Raw genomic sequence first — 19,342 nt, 5'->3', positions numbered from 1 at the left:
AACAGGTCGATGCCACACACTCATGCACTCACCCACACTGTGGGTGGTCGAGTCCAGGCGTTTACTGGATTGCACTTACATACGGAGTATCAGTTGCCGATACTGGTTGTCCCGACGTCGGGTCGGGAGCAACGGTTCGATTCCGTTGGTCGGTATTAAGGCGGCCATAGCGGCGGGGCGACTCCCGTACCCATCCCGAACACGGAAGATAAGCCCGCCTGCGTTCCGGTCAGTACTGGAGTGCGCGAGCCTCTGGGAAATCTGGTTCGCCGCCTGCCATTCATACGCGGTTTTCGCCTCGAACAGCCATGGTGCTGTTCGGGGTTTTCTGTATTTATAACTCACCAGTGGTGACGCCGGAGACCGCTACGTTTATGCGCGGGACGGCAGTACGACGATGTGGCGCCAAGGTGGCAGAGTCCGGCCTAACGCGGCGGCCTGCAGAGCCGCTCATCGCCGGTTCAAATCCGGCCCTTGGCTTTCGTTTCTGCGGGTGTTCAGCCGGCCAGCGGTGGCGCTGTCTGAGTGATCGACGGGTGGTCGTCGTGCGTCCGTGCGTGTAGTGGTCGTCCCCGGCGGCGTCAGGTGTTCGGGAGCGGAAAGTAACGATTATACGCGGCGCTCCCAAGACTTCAGATATGCAACGACGTGCTGCGGCGATTGCCGTCGCGCTCTTTCTCGTGTTCGCGGCGGGCTCGTACACGTTGATCGGGGCGGCACAGCAGCCGGACGTGTCGCTCGACGACCCCGACTACAGTATCTCGGAGGGCGAGGAGCGGACGATCGCGGGGACGTCGTACACGTTCTCGTCGGTCTCCGAGGGGTCGGCGACGGCGACGTGGGACAACGAGTCCGCGCGGTACACGGAGACGTGGAGCGAGGGCGACACAGTAGCAGTGGACGGCCAGAACTACTCGGTGGCCGGCTTGAACGCGTCCGAGGGCGTGTTCGAGCTGCGTGAGGTCCAGGAGGTCGACCGGGAGACGGTCGAGCAGAACGAGACGACGTACGTGGTCATCGAGGAGGGCGAGAACCGGACGCTGGTGCCCCGGGACAGTTATCTGCCCGAGCAGGATGTCCTCGAGTTCGCGGTCGGTGACGACATCGCGTACGACAGCAACGCAGACAACGAGACGGTCGTGGCGTCGGTGACTGATTCGGAGGCGACCGTGGAGTGGTTCGCGCCGGGGACGTTCGAGCTGGAGTTCAGCGAGGGCGAGAACACGTCCGTCGAGGGGACGGAGTACCTCGCGCACGTGGAGACGTCCGGCGGGTCGCCGGTCCTGGAGCTGACGACTGATTACGAGGACTACCACAGCGACGTCGCTGCCCAGGAGACCTTCCACGAGCGCACGAACGGCCTGTGGGGTGTCGCGATTCTGTCCACGCTCGCTGCGGCGCTGCTGGTGATGCTGGCGTACCTGCCGTCCCGGTACTGATCCGGGGATGGGTTCCGTCAGGCTTACCGTGGTCGGTGGCGACGCCACTGGTATGAACGTCTTCGCGGACGACCTGGACGCGTTCGGTGTGCTCGTCGGCGCGTTCCTCGCGCTGGTGGGGCTCGGGACGCTCGTCGGGATGCCCTGGCAGTACAGCGACGGTGGCCTCGTGACCGTGTTCCAGATTCTCGGCGGCGTGTCGGCAGTGGTGATCGGCGTCGGGTTGGCGTGGCTCGTCCACACGCAGTAGGTACTTCAAGCAGTTCGACCAGCTGTTCTCGCGGCTCGCGTTTCCGACCAACGTCGCGTGTCGTCAGTCCGGGGCGGCTCGCTCGTTCGTGTTCGAACTTCGTCAGAGGAGTCACTGCCGGACCGAACAGGATTCGGGAGAGACGACGCGCTCTCGCTTCTCGGTGCGTTGCGACAGAAAGCGGGCCGAGAGGGATTTGAACCTGGCGGGAAGACGGTCGCTCACTCCGTTCGCGCTGCGACTTCCGGGGTCCAAATCTGTCCGCTTCGCTCGTCACGTTCGCTCCTCACAGAAGCGGGCCGAGAGGGATTTGAACCCTCGACCGTCTGGTTAAAAGCCAGACGCTCTGCCGGACTGAGCTATCGGCCCTCGGGTATGGCTGGGGGCGTGGCGCGGTTAAACGTTTACCATCCGTGGGTGCGCCCGGAACGCTTACCGTGGTGTCGTCGTTGCGTCCTGCATGGACGAGTTGCGGGAGTTCGTGTCGTCGCTGGTGGGCTTCGAGTCGACGGACGGTGCGGAGGCGGGGGTGTCGGCGTGGCTGGCCGACCGCCTCGACGAGTTCGGGTTCGAGGTCTACGAGTGGACGGCGGACGGCGAGGTGCTGGCGGGACACCCGTCGTTCCCGGACGACCCCGGCGACATCCAGACGGCTGACCGGCCGAGCGTCGGCGGCGTCCTGGAGTTCGGCGACCCGGCAGCTGGGCCGACGGTGGTGCTGAACGGCCACCTCGACGTGGTGCCCGCGGACGAGCAGCGGTGGTCGTCGCCGCCGTTCGAGGCGCGCTGGCACGGCGACGAGCTGACAGCCCGTGGCGCGGCGGACATGAAGTCGGGGCTGGCGGGGTGCGTGTTCGCGGCGCGCCGGCTCGCTTCGTCGGACCGCGACCTGGACGGCCGGGTCGTAGTGGAGGGTGTCGTCGGCGAGGAGGCCGGCGGTGTGGGTGCGGCGGCGGCCGCGCTGGACAACCCCTATCCGTTCGAGCGCGACGCTGCCATTGTCGCCGAGCCGACCGAGCTGACGCCCGTGGTCGCCTGCGAAGGCAGCGTGATGAAGCGCCTCGAGATCGCCGGGCGGAGCGCGCACGCAGCGACGCCGTGGCGGGGCGAGGACGTCCTCGAGCACTTCCAGGCGGTCCGGTCGGCGTTCGAAGCCCTCGCGGCGGAGCGAGAGCAGCGAGTAACCCACCCGCTGTACGAGGACTTCCCGACGAAGTGGCCCGTGGTGTGTGGGACCGTCGAGGCCGGGGAGTGGGCGTCGACGGTGCCGTCGTCGCTGACGGCGGAGTGGCGTATCGGGGTGGCGCCGGGGGAGACGGTCGCCGAGGTGGAGGCGGCGTTCGACGCGGCGCTCGACGAGGTGGTCGCGGACAGCGAGTGGCTCCGCGAGCATCCGCCGGCGTTCGAGCGGTTCTCCGTGCAGTTCGAGCCGTCCGCGGTCGACCCCAGCGAGCCGGTGGTGCAGGCGGTCGCGAGCGCGCTGCGCGAGCACGACGCGGGCGACCCCGAGCCCCGGGGGGTGACGTACGGCGCGGACGCTCGCCACTACGTCGAGACGGGGATACCGACCGTCGTGTTCGGGCCGGGGAGCATCGAGCAGGCGCACTTCCCGGACGAGACCATCGACGCCCGCGAGGTCGAGACGTTCGTCGACGTCGCCGTCGACGCTGTCGACGACTTCCTCCGTTCTCAGTCGTCGAGGTAGTCGCGGAGCGCTGCGGTCACGACGTCGTCGGGGTCGCTGTCCGTCGCAGTGGCGTGTGCGCGGACGCGCCGGTAGAGGTCGACGGGCAGTGACACGGCGAGTCGGCCGGGGTCGGCGCCCTGCTCGCGGAGCGCGGCGTCGGGGTCGGCGCCGTCGGCGACGTCGCTGGCGGCAGCGCGAATCTCGCGGACGGTGAGGTCGTCGTCGACGACCGCCCACGCGAGGAGGTAGCGGGCGTCGGCCTGGACGCGCGCGACGTGTTTCGCGGCGGACGGCGGGATGTCGCCGTGGGCGACGCGCTCCCGGATGGGTCGGGGGAGGTCGTGGACGCGCGCCCACTTCCGGACGAGCGACACCGGACAGTCGGCGCGTTCGGCGGCAGCGGTGTAGCCGTCTTCGGCGCGCACGAGCGCGGCGCAGGCGGCGGCCGCCCGGAGGACGTACCGGGGCGTGTCGGGGAGGTCGCCGGCGGCGAACGCGGCGACCGTTTCGACCGCAGTGGTGACGCTCTCGGGGTCGTCGGGGTCGAAGGCGACGGCTGGTTCGTCGTCGTCGCCGGCGACGGCGTCGTCGCCGCGGACGACCGGCTCGCCGACGGGTGATTCGCGGTCCGTTGGTGGTCGGTCGGTGTTGTCAGTCATCGTCGTCGTCGTTGTCGTCACCGTCCTCGACTCGCCGTTCGGAGAGGCGGTCCCAGAGTTCGGTGCAGCCGGCGACGTCCGGGACGCCGTCGAGGTGGCCTCGGTCGGCCCGGTCGCCGCTCGACCCCTCGGGCACGTCGACGTACTACGGACGGGGTGGTGTTAAGCGTGGGCTCGCGGGCAACACCCGCCCGGGGTGTCAGTCCGTTCCGTCGTCGCTGGCGCGAGTCCGCCACTCGCGTTGCTGGCGTCGCTCGCTGACGTGTTCTCGGCCGTCGGCGATGTCTGCGCGGAGGTCGTTCTCGAAGTCGCTGACGTTCGCGAGGAGGTCGTGGCGGAAGTCCTCGACGAGCTCGTAGCTCCACTGGTCGCCGACGGCGCCGGCTGGCAGGTGGACGTCGCGGAGTTCGTCGGCGTGGGCGTCGTGGCCGGCCGCCCGCAGGAGGCGTGTCGCGTCGTCGAGGTGGTCCATGCCGCGGCCGAGGCTGTGGTGGAAGCCGAGCAGCCGGCCGTACGCGCGGTAGACGTGTTCGACGCCGAGCTGGAGTTCGTGGAGCGCGTCGCGCTCGCGGGGAGTCAGGTCGTCCATACCTCGACATAGGGACTCACCCCAGATAGCCGTGCGGGTAGTTGACACGAAACGCGGTCGTTCGGCGGCGGGCTTTAGTCGGTCACGCGAGTCGTCTCGTCTATGTCGGCGTCCCGGAGTTCGCGGTGGTTCGTCGCCGTCGGTGTCGCGTATCTCGTGCTGCTGCAGGCCGGCGCGCTGGCCGGCGCGGAACGAGCCACGCTCGCGGTCCTCGGCCTCCACGGGTTCGTCGTCCACGTCCTGCTCGGGAAGGCGCAGGCGCTGGTGCCGACGTACTTCGACCGCGACCTCGCCAGCGCCCGGACTGCACTCGCTGCGCTCCCGCTGACGGCGACTGGTGCCGCCGTGCTCGCCGGCTGGGCGGAGACCGCCGACGCCTCGCTGGCGGTTGGCGCCGTCGTCTGGGCGGTCGGCGTCGCGGTCGTCGTCGCCGTGCTGTTCGCCTCGCTGTGCGGGAACCTGACCGGGCGCGAGACGGGGACCGGCGACCACAACGCCCACCGGCGGCGGGTCGACCGCGCGGCCAACGCTGCGATGCCGTTCGCGTTCCTGTATCTCGCGGCCGGCGCGTACCAGACCGCAGCCGCGGCCACGTCGCTCCCAGGACTCGCCGTCGGCCTGCCGGCCGCCGCCCACCTTCTCGCCGCCGGTGGGGCGCTCGTCGCGCTGTTCGCCGTGGGGTTCCGGCTGTTCCCGCGGTTCCTCGCCGCGACGCCGCCCGGCGCGCTGGTCGCCGTCGTGCTCCCGGCGGGGGTGCTCGCTCCGGCGCTGCTCGCGGTCGACTTCTACGGGGACGCAGTCTTCCGCACTGGCGCCGCTCTCGAGGCGGTCGCCGTCCTCGGGTTCGGGCTGGCGTACGCCGTGCTGTACGCGCGCAGCGACCGCACCCGGGTCGGGCTGCGGGCGGTGCTCGCGGCCGTCGTCAGCGGCGCCGCCGGAGTCGGGCTGGGCGTAGCGTTCGCGACGGGCGCGCTCGCTGCCACGCCGGGGCGCGTGCTCGCACACCTGCGCCTGAACGTCCTCGGGCTGCTCGGGCTCTCGATCGTCGGCGCGCTCTACCAGTTCTACCCGCCCTCGGTCGGCGACCTCCCGGGCTGCGGCGACCGGCTCGCCGCCGCTTCGGTCGTCGCGCTCGCAGGCGGGCTCTGGCTGGAAGCGGCGGGCCGACTGGCCGGCGCGTCACTGCCCGCGAGCGCCGGGGCTGCGGTCGGGCTCGCCGGCGGCCTCACTGTCGCGTACCTCGTCGGCGCCGCGTTCCTCGCGCGGACGTGATTGGCTCCGGCGTCGTCGGTCGCGTCACTCGTCGCTGCGCAGCGTCTGGCGTCGCCGCTCGAACTCGTCGTCGTCGAGGTCGCCGCGCGCGTACCGCTCGCGCAGCACGTCCTGTGGGCTCCGCTCCGGCTGGGGCTGGTCGGTGTCGCGCCCCCAGTCGAACAGCGCGCGAGCGGCGAGCGCGAGCACGGCGAACAGGACGCCCATCCAGAGCAGGCCCCAGAGCCACATCCCGCCGCCGACGCCGACCCCCCACGTGCCGGCGCCCATGCCACCGCCGCCGTGGTGGTGGCCGGCGACAGCGGTGGCCGAGGCCGTGGACGTCGCCGCGACGAGCACGCCGCCGGTCGCCAGCGCGAATTTCCGGGCGGTGCGTCCGAGGCTGGTCGTGGTGCTGGACGTCGTAGTGCTTTTCGTCGGTGTCGCGGTGTCTCGGGTCATCGTGGGTCTCCTCGTGTCGTCGTAGGCGGGCCTCGAGGTTAGCTGCGAGGACGTGAACACGGCGTTCAGAACGTTCGAGACCGTCTATTCGGCGAGTTAATCGTTTCCAGTGTTCACGACCGTTCGTCCGGGCCGGATTCCCCGGGCTCGCGGGCTCACGCTCGTTCGGGCCGTGGCAGCCGGCTGCTACCCGTCGATGTCCCCGGCGAGGAGGTCGTCGCTGGGGTACACCCGGTACGTCCGGCCCTGGCGCTCCCGGTAGAGCAGCCCGCGCGCTTCGAGGTCGCTGACCGTCTGGCTCACCTTGCTCTTCGAGAATCCCGACCGGTCCCGGAGCGCGATCTGCGTGACGCCCGGCGAGGCGACGACGGGCTCGAGGATGCGGCGCTCGTCCTCGGGCAGCACGTCGAGCACGCGGTCCCCGATTGCGGCCTCCGGCGGCTCCGCCGCTACCCCCTGCGGGGGCGATTCGGCGGCGTCCTCGCCCGTGGCGTCGGGGTCGGCTGCACCCGGCTTCGTCCCAGTGGACGCCCCCGACTGCCCGTCGCTGTCGCCGTCCACCTCGCCGAGTGTAGCGAGCTCTCCGCGGACGAGCAGGTACGCGCCGCCGAGCACGGCGGCCACGAACAGGGTGCCGACCGCCGGGTACAGCGGGTTCGGGCCGTGCATCGCGGCCATCGAGCCATCCATCATCGTGCCGTCGACGGCGCGGCGCTGCCGGTAGGCCTGCCAGGTGAACGCGCCCCCGGCGAGGAGCACGGCCCCGACGAGCACCGCGGCGGCGGCGTCGGCTCGGCGTCGGTCCATCAGGCTCGACGGTACGCCACCCCGCCCCTTCAGCGTGCCCATTGCCCCACCGTCGGGGACTCAGTCCGGGACGGCGGTCCCTCAGACGGTGACTGTCTCGCCCAGCTCGGGTGCCCGGGCGGCGAAGCCGTTCTCGCGGAGTTCGGCGGCGAACCGCCCGCAGCGGTCGCCGTGATTGACGAGCACCTGGCTCTCTCGGTAGTCGTCGAGCAGCGACAGGACGCCGTCGCGGTCGGCGTGCGCGGAGAAGTCGTACTGTTCGACCCGCGCGGCGACCGGCATCCGGCGCCCGTCGAGCTCGGCGCTCCCGGTCTCCACGAGGTCCCGGCCGGGCGTCCCTTCGACCTGATACCCGGTCATCGCGACCTTGTTCGTGGGGTTGGTGCGAATCGCAGGGACGTACGTCATCGCGGGGCCGCCCGAGAGCATCCCGCTGGTGGTGACGATGGCGGCGTTCTCCTCGGCGATGCGCTTCCGCTGGCCGTCGCGGCCGGTGACGAAGCGGGCGTGTGAGGTCGCCCGCTGGAGGGCGTCGGCGTCCCGCACGAACGCCGGGTGCTGGCGGAGCATCTCCGTGACCTGCTGGCCCATCCCGTCGACGTAACAGGGGATGTCGTGGGCCTCGCAGATGAGCAACAACTCCTGCGTGCGCCCGATGGCGAACGCGGGCACGACGACGGTGCCGCCCTCCCAGAGCGTCGTCCGGACGCTCTCGACGAAGCGCTCCTCGACCGTCTGCCGGTTCTCGTGTTCGACGTCGCTGTACGTGCTCTCGCAGACGACCACGTCGGCGTCCGGACGGGCGGTCGTTCCCGAGACGAGTCGCTGATTGTGGGTGTGGAAGTCTCCGGTGTACAGCAGGCGGGTGTCGCCGTCATCGACGAGGACGTGGGCGCTCCCCGGGATGTGGCCGGCGTCGAAGAAGGTGACCTCGTAGCCGGCCGCGTCGAACGACTCCCGGTAGCCGTGGGGCTCCGAGACCTCGGTGACTCGCTTGACGTCGGTCCGCGTGAAGGGGCACTGGAGGGTGCCACCCCGGAGTTTGAGGGTGTCTCGGGCGAGCGTGAGCGCGAGTTCGCGCGTGGGCGGCGTCCAGTGAATCGGCGGCCGCTCCGACCCCGACAACAGCGCGGGCAGCGTCCCGACGTGGTCGAGGTGGCCGTGGCTCGCGACGACGGCGTCCGGGTCGACGTCACCGACCGGGAACTGGGGCGGGTCGTCGGCCTTCGTGCCGTAGTCCAGGAGGAGGGAGTCGTCGACGAGGACGGCGCTCCGGCCGACCTCGCGGGCGCCGCCGAGGAACCGCAGGTCCATCGAGTCGGAGTAGCGGTGGTGGCCGCTTGGGTCCGTCGGTGCGTGTCCGAGCCGTTAACGGCCCACCCACCACACAAGTGACTTTCTACCAACATGTTCGGTGTCGTTCTCGGAGGGCTGCACTCTGGTCGGCCGCTTAGGTCGAGGACCTGCCGACGACTAGACGAGGCGGCGGCTGGCGCCCGTGTCGCCCCCGCCGGAACTCGACAGGACCGGACACACGCCGGCCGCTGCGCGCGGCCGTCACTCCCCCGCGAGGGGCGAACCGACCGACCCGCACGCGACGGTGGTCCACGATGACCGAGGACTCAGACACCGACCAAGACACCGTACCCGACCCCGAGGAAGTCGTACAGCGCCACGAACGACAGCTCGACGCCGCGCTCGCCGAAGTCCAGGAACCGACGCCGAGCACCGACGAGTCACTCGACCTCGAACTCCCCGGACTGGAACTGCACCGCCGGGACTTCGTGAAGGCGGGCGCCGCGACCGGCGCGATGGCGGGGCTCGCCGGCTGCTCGGGCGGGCTCCTCGACAGCGGCGGCTCCGACAGCGGCAGTAACGGCGGCGGCACCGGCGCGAACACCGACTACCACGTCCCGCCCGGCGAGAAAGACACCTACTACGGCTTCTGGTCCGGCGGCCACTCCGGCGAAGTCCGGGTGGTCGGGGTGCCGTCGATGCGGGAGATCCGACGCATCCCCGTCTTCCAGAAGGAAGGCGGCGTCGGCTACGGCCACGACGAGAAGACCAAGCAGGTCCTCGAGGAGGGCGGCGACATCGGAAGCGTCGCCGGCTACGAGTGGGGGGACTCCCACCACCCCGTGCTCTCGGAGACCGACGGCGACTACGACGGCCGCTGGCTGTTCATCAACGACAAGGGCAGCGGCCGGGTCGCCCGCATCGACCTGAAGTACTTCGAGACGGACGCCATCACGGACGTCCCGAACATGCAGGCGTGCCACGGGATGGCCGTCCAGAGCCCGGACACCGAGTACGTCTACGGAATCGGGGAGTTCCGCGTGCCGATTCCGAACGACGGCACGGACTACGACGACCCCGACGACTACTGGTCCGTGTTCGCCGCCCTCGACCCCGAGACGATGACCGTCGAGTGGCAGGTCCGCGTCGACGGCAACCTCGACAACGCCGACACCGGGAAGGACGGCGAGTGGGCGTTCGCCACCGGCTACAACAAGGAGCACGCGGTCGACGCCGAGGGGATGACTCACGACGACCGCGACTTCATGAAGGCGTTCAACATCCCCGCCATCGAGGCCGCCGTCGAGGCCGGGAACTACGAGGAAGTCAACGGCGTCCCCGTCGTGGACGGCCGCCAGGACAGCCAGCTGAACCAGGGCGACGACCCCGTCGTGAAGTACGTCCCGACGCCGAAGAGCCCCCACGGCTGTGACGTCGAGCCCCAGGGGCGGTACGTCACCGCCAGCGGGAAACTCTCCCCGACGGTCACCATCGTCGACATCGACGAACTGGCCGACGCCTCGGACCCGGCCGAGGCCATCGTCGGCCAGCCGAAGGTCGGACTCGGGCCGCTGCACACGACCTTCGACGGCCGCGGGAACGCGTACACGACGCTGTTCATCGACTCGCAGGTCGCGAAGTGGGACATCGAGGCGGCCGTCGACGCCGAGAAGGGCTCGACGGACCCGATCTCGGGGAAGATCGACGTCCACTACAACCCCGGCCACCTGCAGGCCGTCGAGTCCGAGACGACCGACCCGGCGGGGGACTGGCTGATCAGCCTGAACAAGCTCTCGAAGGACCGCTTCATCTCCACGGGCCCCATCCACCCGGACAACGACCAGCTCATCGACATCAGCGAGGACGCGTCCTCGTCTGCCACCGGCGGAATGGAACTGGTCGCGGACCACCCGGTCCACCCGGAGCCCCACGACTGCGTCGTCGCCCACCGCGACAAGATCAACCCCAACAACGTCTGGGACCGCGCGGACTACGAGGGCGAGAAGCCGTTCGTCACGCAGGACGCGTCGGGCGTCGAGCGCACCGGCGACCAGTCCGTCGAGGTCCAGATGTCGTCGAGCCGCTCGCAGTTCGGCCTCCAGGAGTTCACCGTCCAGGAAGGCGACGAGGTGTCGCTGACCGTCACCAACATCGAGGACGTCCGGGACATCATCCACGGCCTCGCCATCCCCCAGTACGGCATCAACCTCGCCATCGCGCCACAGGACACCCGCCAGGTGACCTTCGAGGCGAGCGAGCCCGGCGTCTACTGGGTGTACTGCACGTTCTTCTGCAGCGCACTCCACCTGGAGATGCGCTCGCGGATGATCGTCGAACCGAGCGACAGCTAACCCATCGCCCGCGCTGTCAGTCTGTCATCCACGCCGTCTACCGTCGCCGGCTCGCCCGGCGACCGCCGGCGGCCGCTCGGCGTCTGCTCGGGCGCCGGGTGGTCGACACCGGTGGTTCGCCACGGAGACGAACCCCGGCACGAGGTGACCCCACGCATGGACTACGAGTTCCCCGGTCGTTCGGCGTTCGCGGAGCTACGCCGCGCGCTCCCCGTGGTCGCCGCGGTGCTGTTCGTCGCGGCGCTCGCCCTCCCGATGTGGGAGATCAGCGTCGACGCCGTCCAGTACCCGACGCGCACACTCCAGTTGCAGCTGTACGCGTACCCCCACATCACGGGCGACTACGTGGAGATGGCGCGGTTGAACCACTACATCGGCTTCTACTACCCCGACCCGGTGTACTGGCAGCCGAACTACGAGCCACACCCCAACGCCATCGCTGTCCCCGAGTGGTCGCTGGGACCGCTGGCGTTCGTCGCGGTGTCGCTTTGTAGCCTGTTCGTCGCGCTCGCGCCGGACGTCCGCCGACTGAAGCGCGGGCTGCTCGCGCAGTTCGCGGGCACGGCGCTCGTGTTCGGCGTGATGCTGGCGGACATCCAGTACCGGCTCTATCAGGCCGGCCACACGCTCGACCCGGGCGCGCCCGTGATGGGCGTCGACGGCTTCACGCCACCCATCTGGGGGGCCTACCAGATTGCGAACATCACGAGCCGGTCGCGGTTCGGGCTCGGCGCGTACGTCGCCGCGCTCGCCGTCGCGTTGCTCGCCGTCGCGTTCTACTACCGGGACCGGGAGACGACGTTCGGCGACCTCTGGAACGGCGCGACCCGTCGGCTCGGCGTCGGCGATTCGAGTCGCGAGGACCGACCGACCGCGGACGACCCGACCGGGCGGTGATTCCCCGTGCTCCCGAGACGCACCGAGCGCTGGTTCGCGGCGGCGACGGCCGTCCTGCTGGTCGCGAGCGTCGGCGCCGCCGTCGCTGCACCGGGAACGGCCGGCGCCAGTCCCGGGAGTGGTGGCGCCCTCAGCTTCGAGGCGCCGGTACCCGCCGAGCTCGAGTTCGGCGCGCCGCCGAGCGACGGCCACGCGACCGTCGACGGCGACCGCTACGAGACCATCGACGCAGCGCTCGACGCCGCCAGTGACGGCGACACCGTTCGCGTCTCGGGCTCCGTCGACGGCCCCGTCACCGTCGACACCCCGAACGTCACGCTCACTGGGGCCGCCCCGAACGAAGCGGTCGTCGCGGGCGACGGCGAGGGCGACGTGCTCACGGTGGACGCGCCCGGCGTCACCGTCAGCGACCTCTGGGTGCGGAACTCCGGGTACAGCACGTCGGACAACGACGCCGCCGTCTGGGTGAACGCCAGCGACGTCACTGTCGTCGACGCCCGCGTCACCGAGACGACGTTCGGCATCTGGCTGAACGGCGTCGCCGACGCCCGCGTCGAGAACACCACCGTCGTCGGCCGCGAGGACGTCGACCCGCGCTCCGAGCGCGGCAACGGCATACAGCTCTGGGAGGCCGACGACGCCGTGCTCGCGAACAACCGCATCACGGACGCCCGCGACGGCATCTACTTCTCGTGGAGCACGGACGTCGACGCCCGCGGGAACACGATGTGGGACCTCCGGTACGGCGTCCACTACATGTACAGCGACGACTCCCGACTCGCGAACAACACCGCGTTCGGCAACGACGCCGGCTACGCGCTGATGGTCTCCGACCGGCTCACCGTCGTGAACAACACGGCGGTGAACAACACGGGGTCCAGCGGCCACGGCGTGCTCGTGAAGAGCGTCGACCACACCGAGATTCGCGGCAACGACCTCGTCGGCAACGGTAACGGCGTCTTCGTCTACAACTCGCTTGACAACACCATCGCGGACAACCTCGTCGCCGGCAACGACGTCGGCGTCCACCTCACTGCCGGCAGCGTCGAGGAGCGCGGCTACGGCAACACGTTCGTGCGCAACGGCGACGCGATGAAGGCGGTCGTCGGCGAGCAGGTCGCGTGGAACGACACCGACCGCGGGAACTACTGGGCGGACGCCCGGCCGGTCGACGTCGACCACGACGGCGTCAGCGAGGTGCGGTTCCGGGCGACCGGCGCGCTCGACCGGCTGGTCGACGAGCACCCCGAAGCGGAGGTGTTCGCGTCTAGCCCCGCGCTGGACGCCGTCCGGCTGGCCGCCCGGTCGGTCCCGGTGCTCGAACAGCCCGGCGTCGTCGACCACCACCCGCTCGCGACGCCACCACACGACGACTGGAGGCGGTACTATGAGTGAGCACGACATCGAACTGCGCGACGTACGGAAGGCCTACGGCACTGTCACCGCCCTCGACGGCGTCTCTATGGACGTGGATCGCGGGGAGACGGTCGGCCTCGTCGGCCGGAACGGGGCGGGCAAGACCACGCTGTTCAAACTGCTCGTCGGCCACGAGACTCCCGACGAGGGCGCCGTGACGGTTGCCGGGCGCCCGGCCAGCGCCGGCCCAGCGGTCCGCGAGCGCGTCGGCTACCTCCCCGAGCACGCCGGCTTCCCGCCGTCGTTCACGGGTCGGGAGGTGCTGGACTTCCACGCTCGCGTCCGCGGCATCGGCGACCGCGACTGCATGGTCGAGCGCGTCCTCCGGACCGTCGGTCTGGCGGACGCCGCGGACCGCGCGGTCGGGGGCTACTCGAACGGCATGAACCGCCGGCTCGGACTCGCGACCGCGCTCGTCGGCGACCCCGACGTGCTCCTGCTCGACGAACCGACTGCGGGCCTCGACCCCGCCGGTGTCGCCGCGTTCCACGACGTGGTCGAATCCCTCTCGGCGGAGACCGACGTCACCGTCCTCGTCTCCTCGCACGTCCTCCCCGAAATCGAGCGGCTCTGCGACCGGGTCGCCGTCCTCGACGACGGCCGGGTCGCCGTCGAGGGCGACGTCGCCGACCTCCGGCGCACCGCCGGCGACACGACCTCGGTCGTCGCCACCGTCGCCGGCGACCCCGGCGAGGTCGCTGCGGACATCGCCGCCAGCGTCTCCGGGGTGGCCGAGGCCGCCGCCGATCCGCCTCGCGTCCGGCTCTCGGTCGAACGAGACGTCGTCTTCGACGCGCTGGCCGCCCTCGACGACACCGGAACCGTCGTCGACGTGGAAGTCACCGAGCCCGGGCTGGCGGCGGTCTTCCGGGACGCGGTCGGCGCCAGCGACGTCGCGCTCGCGGCCGACGCCAGCGGCGGTGGAGGTGGTGGCCGTGACTGACGAGCCACCCGCTCGCGACGGTGCCGACGAGGACACCACCCCAGCCGAACACACTGCGGCGGACGGCGGCGCGGACGGCACAGCCGGCGCTGCGAGCGCCGGCACCGCTGCCACTGCGAGTGCCGGGGCCGACGCCAGCCACGAGGCCGCCGGTGTGACCGGCACCCCGGGTGTGCTCTGGCGGACCGCCGTCGGCACCGCGCAGGTCGCCGCCCGCGAGTACCGGCTCTCGGTCCGCCGCCGCTGGGTCGTCGGCGTCACAGTCCTCTTCGCGCTGTTCTCGACGTCGCTGGTGTTCCTCGGCGGGTCGAGCGTCGGCCCGGCGCGCACGAACGCCGTGCTCGCCAGCTTCGCGCAGGTCGGCGTCTACCTCGTGCCGCTGGCGGCACTCGCCGTCGGCTTCGACACCGTCGTCGGCGCCGACGAGTCCGGGAGCCTCGAGATGCTGCTCGCGCTCCCGCTGACCGCCACCTCGGTCGTCGTCGGCAAGTACCTCGGTCGGGCCGTCGCGCTCACCGGCGGACTGCTCGCGGGGTTCGCCGTCGGCGGGGTCCTCCTCGTCCGGTACGCCGGCGTCGGCGTCCTCGACTCGTACGCGTCTGTCGCGCTGGCAGCCGTCGCCGCCGGTTGTGCGTTCCTCGGCGTCGCCGTGCTCGCGTCCACGCTCGCCGCAGAGAAGACTCACGCGCTCGGCGCTGCGCTCGCCGCCTGGGTGTGGTTCGTGCTCGTCCACGACCTCGTTGCGCTCGGCCTCGTCGCCACCCTCGACCTCCCCTCGTGGACGGTCGGCGCCGCCGTCCTGCTCAGCCCCGCCGACCTCTTCCGGGTGCTCGTCCTCCGCACCCTCCCCACGACCGCTGGCGGCATCGCGGGCGTCCTCGAAGCCACGAGCCTCGGCGGCCCAGTGCTTCTGGCGGCGCTCGCCGCGTGGCTCGTCCTCCCGGTCGCGGGCGCCGTCCTCGCCTTCGGCCGGCGAGCCGTCTAGTCCCGCGCCCACGCCGTCACCCGGAACTCGTAGTAGCCCCCGTAAGCCGCCTCCAGCGCGCCCATCCACCAGTTCCAGCGCTCCGCCGGCGTCCCCTCCGGGGCGTCGCCGAGGTTCTCCACGATCACGGTCGGCGTCACCTCGACGCCGAGGTCCTCGGCCACCCGGCCGTCGTCGGCGAGGTCGCCGGCCGTCCGCGCGACCGCGCGCCGCTCCGCGACCGTCCCGCCGAACGCCTGCCGGAGCGACAGCATCAGAACTTCCCGGTCCACGATTGCCACCGACTACGCAACACCGCCGCTTGAACGCTCGGGTGCAGTACCCGACTCCGTCCGGCGTCCGAACGTTCAAACCGCAGGGCGGGACCAGAGCCGGCGTGCCGTGACCACGGCCGCGAGGTGTCTGGGCGGGAGTGCGGCGACCACCTCGCGACCCAGACCACCGCCGCCTGCTCGCCACACCCCCGGACCCGGCCGGGAGCGCCGTCAGCGTCGCTCCTGCGCGGCTTCGACGGGTTTTTGAATCACGCCGGACTCGTTGCATCCATGGCTACGTTCCAGGTCGCCGTCGCCGACCCCGAGTCGGGACGCACCTACCAGTTCGAGGTTGACGGACAGGACGCGAACCGATTCATCGGTCGCGAGATCGGCGACGAGGTCGACGGCGGCGCCGTCGGCCTCGACGGCTACACCGTCGAGATCACGGGCGGCAGCGACGACGCCGGCCGTCCGATGCGCGGCGACGTCGACGGCAGCGACCTCAAGGAAGTGCTCCTCGAGGGCGGCGCCGGCTTCAACCCCGAGCGCGACGGCGAGCGCAAGCGCGTCACCGTCCGCGGGAAGGAAGTCTCCGAATCCGCTGCGCAGCTCAACGTCTCCATCGCCGAGCGCGGCGACGAGTCCGTCGAGTCCCTCCTCGGCGAGGGCGACGACGAGGACGGCGGCGACGACGAGTAACGCCACGCTTTTTCGCGGTCACCGCCTATCGCGGCGCGTGAGCGACTTCGACGCCTACCTCGCGGGCGACCGCACCGACCACGTCGCACTCTACCTCGCCGACTCGTACGTCTCCGACGTCGACACGCTCGCGGACCGCGCCGACGCCGAGCGCGCCGGGGACGGCGTCGTGCTCGTCGTCGACGGCGAAGCCGGCCGCAGCGTCTTCGAGAAACTCACGGGCATGCAGGCGATGGAGTTCGGGTCGACGGCGATGCAGACCCCCGGCGACGTCGACGCCGATCTCGTCGGTGGCGACTGCCCGAACGCGGCCGACAGCCCGGGCGAGGACCACGACGTCCAGTTCGCGTTCTCGTTCGCCGAAGAACAGAACGAGGAGGTCGGCGGGCTCTACGCCGAGGGCGACGTTGTCCACGCCTACGTCTACTGTTCGTGCGGGACGGCGTACTCGGACAAGTGGGTCGCCGGGGAGCGCCAGTAGGCGAGACTGATGGCCGACATCGTCGCCGTCGGGAGTGCGGTGCTCGACCGCGTCTACGGGCTGTCGAACCTCCCCGAGCCCGACGGCGGCGCGTTCGTGCGTGAGCACACCGAGCGGGCGGGCGGCGTCGCCGCGAACGTCGCGTGCGCGCTCGCCGAACTCGACCACGACGCTGCAGTCGTCTCCCGCGTGGGCTGGGACGACGCCGGTGACCGCGTGCTGGCGTCGCTGGCCGACTGGGGCGTCGACGCGTCCAGAGTCCGGCGCGGCGACGACGACACCTCGTACGCGCTCGTGCTCCGGGGACCCGACGGCGACCGGATGATCGTCGCCGGCGGCGACAGCGTCCCCGGCCTCGAACTGACGGACGCCGACCGCGAAGCGCTTCGGGCTGCCGACTGCGTGTTCACGAGCGCCTACGCCCCAGACGGCGTGGTCCGGGAGCTCGTCGAACTGCGTCGCAGCGGCGGCGTCGCTGCACTCGCGTTCGACCTCGCCGGCCCGCTGCCCGAACTCGAGGGCCGGGGTGCGACGGCCGAGACCATCGACGCCGCGGCCGCAGCTGCTGACCTTTTCGTCGCGAACGCGGTCGCTGCCGACTCGTACCTCGGCGCCGGCCCGGAGGGTGCAGCCGACGAGCTCGCCGCTCGGGGTGCGTCCCGGGTCGCTGTCACTGCCGGTGCCGACGGTGCGTTCCTCGCTACCGGCGACGAAACTGTCCACGTGCCGGCCCGGGACGTCGACGTGACCGACGCGACTGGCGCAGGGGACGCCTTCACTGCGGCCCTCGTCCACGCCTGGGTTGTCGGCGACGCCGCCCCCCAGGACGCGGGCCGGATTGCGGCGGCGGCCGCCGCGCAGAACTGCACGGCCGAGGGCGCCCGGGGCGGGCTGCCGAGCCGAGCCGACCTCTCCACCTAGCGGGCCGCGTCCACGAGCGCTCGGACGCGGTCCTCGTCGACCGGCGCGGTCGTCTTGCCGCCCGCCTTCAGCGCGGTACCGACGATGGCGCCGTCAGCGAGTGTCAGCGTCTCCTCGACGGACTCTCGCGTGACGCCGCTGCCGACGAAGACCGGCGCGTCGACACCGAGGTCGTCGCGGGCGTCGACGACCGCGCGGAGGTGGTCGCGGTCGGTCTCGTGGCCGGTACCGGCACCGCTCGCCACCACACCGTCGGCGTGGCCGCGTTCGAGGAGTTCCGCGACTCCCTCGCTCAGCGGGCGCTCCGCGAGCGCGGCGGAGTGCTTCACGTCGACGTCGGCGAGAATCGAGACGTCGGCCGCGTCCAGTCGGTCGCGGAGCCGGACGGTCTCGGCGGCCTTGCCCTCGACGACGCCCTGGTCGGTGAGCCGGGCGCCGGCGTGGACGTTCACGCGCACGAAGTCGGCACCCGCGGCTGCCGCAATCGAGACGGCGGCTTCGGCGTCGTTCCGCAGGACGTTCACGCCAAGCGGCAGGTCCGTCTCCCGGCGGAGGTCGCTGACGAGCGCCGTCATCGACGCGACGACGTGTTTCGGGACGTCGTCGGCGTAGAACGGCGCGTCCCCGAAGTTCTCCACCATCACGGCGTCCACGCCGCCAGCGTCGAGGCGGCGGAGGTCCCGCAGCGCGGCGTCGCGGGCGGGCGCTCGGTCACCGTCGTCGTAGCCCGGCGCGCCCGGCAGCGGGGCGAGGTGGACCATCCCCACGACTGGGCGGTCGGCGTCGAAGTCCAGACTCATGTCCGGGCGGACGGCGGCGGGGACGAAAAGCGCCGCGACCGCTACTCGGCGTCGGCCGGCTCGTCGGGGAGGCTGCGGAAGGCGTCGAGGATGACCTGCTTGGCGGTCGTGCCCTGGCTCGTCCAGTGGTTCGCGTAGTCCAGCATGTCCTCGTAGATGTCGGGCTTGCAGCCCGCGGCCTTCGGGTGGCCCCCGCCGTTCACCTGGCGGGCGACCTCGTGGGCGCGCTCGAAGGTCTCGGTGCCCCGGATGCTCGCGCTCCCCGAGGGCTTCACGACCACGGCGGCGTCGGCGCCCTGCTCGCGCAGCGCCTCGGCGACCTCGTTCTGCGAGCAGCGGCCGTAGGTGACGCCGACCGTCCACTCGCCGACCTCCTTCATCGCTGCCCGGTCGACCGCGCGCTCGATGAGTTCGTGTTTCTCGACGCGGCGCTCCTCGATGTACTCCATCACGTCCTCGGGGAAGTCGGCGCCGTACTCCTGGATGGTGTCCATGTACTCGTCGGCGTCCACCCAGTACGAGTAGTCCGCGAGGTCGTCGCTGCGGTCGTCCTCCTTCAGCCAGAGGTCGTGGTCCCGGGTGACCTCCGCGAGCTCGCGGAAGCGCTCGGGGACGTCCTCGTCGAGGCTCCGGACCGTAACGTCGGCCGTGCACTCCTCCTCGGAGTCGCCGACGACGAGGTCGACGCCCGCGTCCCGGACGGCGGCCGCCGTCTCCTCGGTCCACTGGTGGTGGTCGAACCACCGGACCTCGCCTGCGTGCTCGACGGCGTCCGCGAGCTCGGTCTCGACGTACTCGAACTGGTCGGGGCAGAGGTCGCAGACGAACAGCCGGCAGCCTTCGGCGCCGAACTCGGCGGCCCGCCGCAGGCCGTCCTCGATCTCGTGGGGGCCGGCGGGGACGAGCGCGGCCTCGCCGTACACTTCACGGAGGATGGCGGCGCACGCCAGACCGTCGGCGTCGGGGTCCGCGACCACGATGACGTCGGCGCCCTCGACGCGTTCCCGTATCTCCTCGTCCTTCTGTGCCTCCTGCACGTCGTCGGGGACGAAAAAGCCCGTCCCGGGGAGCAGGCTCTTCCGCTCCAGCGGGAGGTCTTCGTCGTCGATGACCCAGTCTTCCATACTCCGACGGTCGGGTGCGCCGGGGAAG

Annotated in this window: 21 protein-coding genes, 2 tRNA genes and 1 rRNA gene; 14 read left to right on the top strand and 10 right to left on the bottom strand. The window is 71.2% G+C overall.

The features are described 5' to 3' along the window. The first annotated feature begins 156 nt into the window (after positions 1-156). The 4 genes from rrf (at position 157) to LT971_RS11330 (ending at position 1,689) form a co-directional block, all read left to right on the top strand. A 5S ribosomal RNA gene (rrf, locus tag LT971_RS11345) occupies positions 157-278 on the top strand. A gap of 126 nt (positions 279-404) precedes the next feature. Continuing rightward, positions 405-480: transfer RNA gene (locus LT971_RS11340), tRNA-Cys, on the top strand. A gap of 158 nt (positions 481-638) precedes the next feature. After that, positions 639-1,439, top strand: coding sequence for a DUF8231 family protein (locus tag LT971_RS11335; RefSeq protein WP_237007033.1), 801 nt, complete (start codon positions 639-641; stop codon positions 1,437-1,439). A 52-nt stretch (positions 1,440-1,491) separates the two neighbouring features. After that, a complete protein-coding gene (locus LT971_RS11330) occupies positions 1,492-1,689 on the top strand; it encodes a DUF8123 family protein (RefSeq protein ID WP_237007032.1) in 198 nt (65 codons plus the stop codon). A 295-nt stretch (positions 1,690-1,984) separates the two neighbouring features. On the opposite strand, the gene LT971_RS11325 is transcribed toward LT971_RS11330, so the two are convergent. After that, positions 1,985-2,058: transfer RNA gene (locus tag LT971_RS11325), tRNA-Lys, on the bottom strand. 91 nt (positions 2,059-2,149) lie between these two features. Here LT971_RS11325 and LT971_RS11320 point away from each other — a divergent pair. Beyond that, positions 2,150-3,394 (top strand): M20 family metallopeptidase, encoded by a 1,245-nt coding sequence (locus tag LT971_RS11320; RefSeq protein WP_237007031.1) that lies wholly within the window; start codon positions 2,150-2,152, stop codon positions 3,392-3,394. Here the strand turns inward: LT971_RS11320 and LT971_RS11315 are convergent. The 3 genes from LT971_RS11315 to LT971_RS11305 form a co-directional block, all read right to left on the bottom strand. Then, the gene (locus LT971_RS11315; protein WP_237007030.1) at positions 3,379-4,035 is read right to left on the bottom strand and encodes a DUF7119 family protein; all 657 of its coding nucleotides are present in this window, start codon (positions 4,033-4,035) and stop codon (positions 3,379-3,381) included. The two genes, LT971_RS11320 and LT971_RS11315, sit on opposite strands and share 16 nt — an antisense overlap. Beyond that, positions 4,028-4,171 carry a DUF8595 family protein gene (locus LT971_RS11310; protein WP_237007029.1) on the bottom strand — a complete coding sequence of 48 codons (144 nt, stop codon included), beginning with the start codon at positions 4,169-4,171 and terminating at the stop codon, positions 4,028-4,030. The genes LT971_RS11315 and LT971_RS11310 overlap by 8 nt, the downstream gene beginning before the upstream one ends. Before the next feature lie 63 nt (positions 4,172-4,234). After that, positions 4,235-4,624, bottom strand: a complete 390-nt coding sequence (locus tag LT971_RS11305) for a hypothetical protein (protein ID WP_237007028.1) — start codon at positions 4,622-4,624, stop codon at positions 4,235-4,237. A gap of 102 nt (positions 4,625-4,726) precedes the next feature. Between LT971_RS11305 and LT971_RS11300 the strand changes: the two genes are divergently transcribed. Further along, the gene (locus tag LT971_RS11300) at positions 4,727-5,896 is read left to right on the top strand and encodes a hypothetical protein (RefSeq protein WP_237007027.1); all 1,170 of its coding nucleotides are present in this window, start codon (positions 4,727-4,729) and stop codon (positions 5,894-5,896) included. A gap of 24 nt (positions 5,897-5,920) precedes the next feature. On the opposite strand, the gene LT971_RS11295 is transcribed toward LT971_RS11300, so the two are convergent. The 3 genes from LT971_RS11295 to LT971_RS11285 all read right to left on the bottom strand — a co-directional run bounded on the left by LT971_RS11295 (position 5,921) and on the right by LT971_RS11285 (position 8,458). Then, positions 5,921-6,337: an SHOCT domain-containing protein gene (locus LT971_RS11295; protein ID WP_237007026.1), complete on the bottom strand. Its 417-nt coding sequence runs from the start codon at positions 6,335-6,337 to the stop codon at positions 5,921-5,923. A 186-nt stretch (positions 6,338-6,523) separates the two neighbouring features. Further along, complete coding sequence (locus LT971_RS11290; RefSeq protein ID WP_237007025.1) at positions 6,524-7,144, bottom strand: helix-turn-helix transcriptional regulator; 621 nt, start codon at positions 7,142-7,144, stop codon at positions 6,524-6,526. A gap of 81 nt (positions 7,145-7,225) precedes the next feature. Next, a complete protein-coding gene (locus LT971_RS11285) occupies positions 7,226-8,458 on the bottom strand; it encodes an MBL fold metallo-hydrolase (RefSeq protein ID WP_237007024.1) in 1,233 nt (410 codons plus the stop codon). 296 nt (positions 8,459-8,754) lie between these two features. Here LT971_RS11285 and nosZ point away from each other — a divergent pair, with 296 nt between their 5' ends. The 5 genes from nosZ (at position 8,755) to LT971_RS11260 (ending at position 15,032) form a co-directional block, all read left to right on the top strand. Further along, the gene (gene nosZ / locus LT971_RS11280; RefSeq protein ID WP_237007023.1) at positions 8,755-10,791 is read left to right on the top strand and encodes a TAT-dependent nitrous-oxide reductase; all 2,037 of its coding nucleotides are present in this window, start codon (positions 8,755-8,757) and stop codon (positions 10,789-10,791) included. Between the two features lie 156 nt (positions 10,792-10,947). Further along, positions 10,948-11,688 (top strand): hypothetical protein, encoded by a 741-nt coding sequence (locus tag LT971_RS11275; protein ID WP_237007022.1) that lies wholly within the window; start codon positions 10,948-10,950, stop codon positions 11,686-11,688. 6 nt (positions 11,689-11,694) lie between these two features. Beyond that, a complete protein-coding gene (gene nosD, locus LT971_RS11270; RefSeq protein ID WP_237007021.1) occupies positions 11,695-13,083 on the top strand; it encodes a nitrous oxide reductase family maturation protein NosD in 1,389 nt (462 codons plus the stop codon). Beyond that, a complete protein-coding gene (locus tag LT971_RS11265; RefSeq protein ID WP_237007020.1) occupies positions 13,076-14,047 on the top strand; it encodes an ABC transporter ATP-binding protein in 972 nt (323 codons plus the stop codon). Before nosD ends, LT971_RS11265 begins: the two co-directional genes overlap by 8 nt. Beyond that, positions 14,040-15,032, top strand: coding sequence for an ABC transporter permease (locus tag LT971_RS11260; protein WP_237007019.1), 993 nt, complete (start codon positions 14,040-14,042; stop codon positions 15,030-15,032). The genes LT971_RS11265 and LT971_RS11260 overlap by 8 nt, the downstream gene beginning before the upstream one ends. On the opposite strand, the gene LT971_RS11255 is transcribed toward LT971_RS11260, so the two are convergent. Further along, positions 15,029-15,304: a WNWW family protein gene (locus LT971_RS11255; protein ID WP_483225399.1), complete on the bottom strand. Its 276-nt coding sequence runs from the start codon at positions 15,302-15,304 to the stop codon at positions 15,029-15,031. The genes LT971_RS11260 and LT971_RS11255 overlap by 4 nt on opposite strands. A 273-nt stretch (positions 15,305-15,577) precedes the next feature. Here LT971_RS11255 and LT971_RS11250 point away from each other — a divergent pair, with 273 nt between their 5' ends. The 3 genes from LT971_RS11250 to LT971_RS11240 are packed head-to-tail and all read left to right on the top strand — an operon-like array spanning position 15,578 to position 17,390. Next, entirely contained in the window at positions 15,578-15,988 is a 411-nt protein-coding gene (locus tag LT971_RS11250; RefSeq protein WP_237007017.1) for a 30S ribosomal protein S6e, read from the top strand. A 37-nt stretch (positions 15,989-16,025) separates the two neighbouring features. Further along, the gene (locus LT971_RS11245; protein ID WP_237007016.1) at positions 16,026-16,469 is read left to right on the top strand and encodes a DUF5807 family protein; all 444 of its coding nucleotides are present in this window, start codon (positions 16,026-16,028) and stop codon (positions 16,467-16,469) included. Between the two features lie 9 nt (positions 16,470-16,478). Then, the gene (locus LT971_RS11240; RefSeq protein WP_237007015.1) at positions 16,479-17,390 is read left to right on the top strand and encodes a carbohydrate kinase family protein; all 912 of its coding nucleotides are present in this window, start codon (positions 16,479-16,481) and stop codon (positions 17,388-17,390) included. On the opposite strand, the gene LT971_RS11235 is transcribed toward LT971_RS11240, so the two are convergent. Beyond that, the gene (locus LT971_RS11235; protein ID WP_237007014.1) at positions 17,387-18,190 is read right to left on the bottom strand and encodes a BtpA/SgcQ family protein; all 804 of its coding nucleotides are present in this window, start codon (positions 18,188-18,190) and stop codon (positions 17,387-17,389) included. The two genes, LT971_RS11240 and LT971_RS11235, sit on opposite strands and share 4 nt — an antisense overlap. A gap of 41 nt (positions 18,191-18,231) precedes the next feature. Next, positions 18,232-19,314, bottom strand: a complete 1,083-nt coding sequence (locus LT971_RS11230) for a DHH family phosphoesterase (protein WP_237007013.1) — start codon at positions 19,312-19,314, stop codon at positions 18,232-18,234. Between the last annotated feature and the right edge of the window lie 28 nt (positions 19,315-19,342).

It is taken from the genome of Halobacterium rubrum, from assembly GCF_021729015.1.
In the GTDB taxonomy this organism is placed as follows: Archaea; Halobacteriota; Halobacteria; order Halobacteriales; family Halobacteriaceae; genus Halobacterium; species Halobacterium rubrum.
Note: the sequence above shows the minus strand (reverse complement) of the source record. Positions and strands in the feature narration are given on the sequence as shown.